Source organism: Alterirhizorhabdus solaris (assembly GCF_007785815.1).
Taxonomy (GTDB): domain Bacteria; phylum Pseudomonadota; class Alphaproteobacteria; order Sphingomonadales; family Sphingomonadaceae; genus Alterirhizorhabdus; species Alterirhizorhabdus solaris.
Genome location: NZ_VNIM01000197.1, coordinates 1 through 2,182 on the forward strand (window position 1 = coordinate 1; position 2,182 = coordinate 2,182).

A 2,182-nucleotide genomic window follows, 5' to 3' on the forward strand; every position below is an offset into this window, starting at 1 on the left:
CTCGTCTTCGAGCGCGCCGTCGGCGAGGCGCGGCCCGGGGTGCCGCACAGCGCCGACTCGCCGTGGCGGCTCGCCTCTGTCACCAAGCAGCTCGTCGCGCTGGTCGCGATGCAGGAGGTGGCGGCCGGCAGGCTCGACCTCGATATGCCGATGGCGACGTTGTGGCCGGGGTGGCCAGCGCCCCATGCCGCCACGGTCACCCCCCGGATGCTGCTGCGCCACGAAAGCGGCCTCGCCGACCCCGCCGAGAGCCGGCCGGACCGGGACGGCATTCCCGAATTCTACCGGCGCACCGGCGCCGCCGCCGCCCCGACGCGCGCGGCCGCCGGCTATTGCGCCCAGGCGCCGCGGGCATTGCCGGGCAGCGGCTATCATTACGATAATTGCGACTTCATCGTGCTGGGCGCGCTGCTCGAACGGCTGACCGGCCGTTCGCTGGCCGCCCTGCTGGAGGAGCGCATCGCCCGGCCGCTGGGCATCACGACGCTCGGCCTGTTCCGCTTCGATGCCCCGCCCGCGCCACATGCGACCGGCACCGTCGGCGGCAAGGCGGAACCGGCGCTCAACCTCGGCACCTATGGCGGCGCGGGGTCCGCCTATATCGCCCCGCGCGATCTGTGGCTGTTCGACCGCGCGCTGCTGCGCCACCGCCTGCTCGATCGCGTGGCGACCGCGCAGATGTGGACCGGCGACCCCGCGATCGGCTTTGCCGCATTCGGCGCCTGGGCCTATGCCGCGCGGCTAGCGGGCTGTCCCGATCCGGTCGATCTCGTCGAGCGGCGGGGGATGATCGGCGGGGTGCAGATCCGCAACTTTCTCGCGCCCGCCAGCGGCACCGCCGTGCTGCTGTTCGTCAACCGCGCCGAATTCGATTTCGGCGAGGTGGGCGCGGGCACCGGCTTCGCCTATGACATGCTCGCCGCGGCGCTCTGCCCGGCGCCCGGAGGAAACGGAACGCCATGAGGACTGCCAGCAGATGACGGACCGCCTGCGCCTCGGCGTCAACATCGATCATGTCGCCACCATCCGCAACGCGCGCGGCGGCGATTTGCCCGATCCGGTCCGTGCCGCGCATATCGCGGCGGCGGCAGGGGCGGACGGCATCACCGCGCACCTGCGCGAGGATCGCCGCCACATCACCGATGGCGATATCGAGCGGCTGATGGCCGAGATCGACCTGCCGCTCAATCTGGAGATGGCCGCCACCGACGAGATGCTGGCGATCGCGCTGGCCCATCGCCCCCATGCCGCCTGCATCGTGCCCGAACGGCGCGAGGAGCGCACCACCGAGGGCGGGCTGGACGCGGCCGGGCAGTACGACCACCTCGCCCCCTTCGTGGCGAAGCTGCGCGATGCCGGCATCCAGGTGAGCCTGTTCATCGAACCCAGCCTCCGCCAGATCGACGCGGCGATCCGCTTGCAGGCGCCGGTCGTGGAGTTCCACGTCGGCCGCTATGCCGAGCTGGAGGGTGAGGCGCAGGCTGTCGAACTGCGCCGCGTGACCGATGCCGTCGCGCTTGCCACGAAGAACGGGATCGAACCGCATGCCGGCCACGGCCTCACCTTCGACAATGTGGTGCCCGTCGCCGCCATTCCGCAACTGGCCGAACTGAACATCGGCCACTTCCTGATCGGCGAGGCGATCTTCACCGGGCTGGACGCCAGCGTGCGCCACATGCGCGAATTGATGGACGGCGCGCGGTGATCGTCGGCCTCGGCTCGGACCTGTGCAACATCGAGCGGATCCAGCACTCGCTCGACCGCTTCGGCGAGCGGTTCGTCGCCCGCGTGTTCACCGAGGTGGAGCGCGCCAAGGCGGAGCGCCGCACGCTCACCCGTGCCGGCACCTATGCCAAACGGTTCGCCGCCAAGGAGGCGTTCTCCAAGGCGGTCGGCACCGGCTTTCGCGCAGGCGTCTTCATGAAGGACATCGGCGTGGTCAACGCCCCCTCCGGCGCGCCGACATTACATCTGACCGGCGGCGCCCGGGCCCGGCTTGACGCGCTGACCCCGCCGGGCCACGCGATGGACGTTCATCTTACCATGACCGACGACCATCCCTGGGCGCAGGCGTTCGTCATCCTCTACGCCAGACCCCTGTACCGCCCATCCGAGGAGAAGATCGCGTGAGCGATCGCGAAGCGACCATGAGCCAGACCCCGGCCGATCCCCTGCCCCCCGC

Annotated in this window: 3 protein-coding genes; all 3 read left to right on the forward strand. The window is 70.9% G+C overall.

Translation table 11 applies throughout. The features are described from left to right. The coding region (locus tag FOY91_RS21190; protein ID WP_145156028.1) for a serine hydrolase domain-containing protein at window positions 1–963 on the forward strand (963 nt) is incomplete at its 5' end. Between the two features lie 13 nt (window positions 964–976). Next, entirely contained in the window at window positions 977–1,705 is a 729-nt protein-coding gene (locus FOY91_RS21195) for a pyridoxine 5'-phosphate synthase (RefSeq protein WP_145156030.1), read from the forward strand. After that, window positions 1,702–2,130: a holo-ACP synthase gene (gene acpS / locus FOY91_RS21200; protein ID WP_145156032.1), complete on the forward strand. Its 429-nt coding sequence runs from the start codon at window positions 1,702–1,704 to the stop codon at window positions 2,128–2,130. Before FOY91_RS21195 ends, acpS begins: the two co-directional genes overlap by 4 nt. Window positions 2,131–2,182 lie beyond the last annotated feature (52 nt).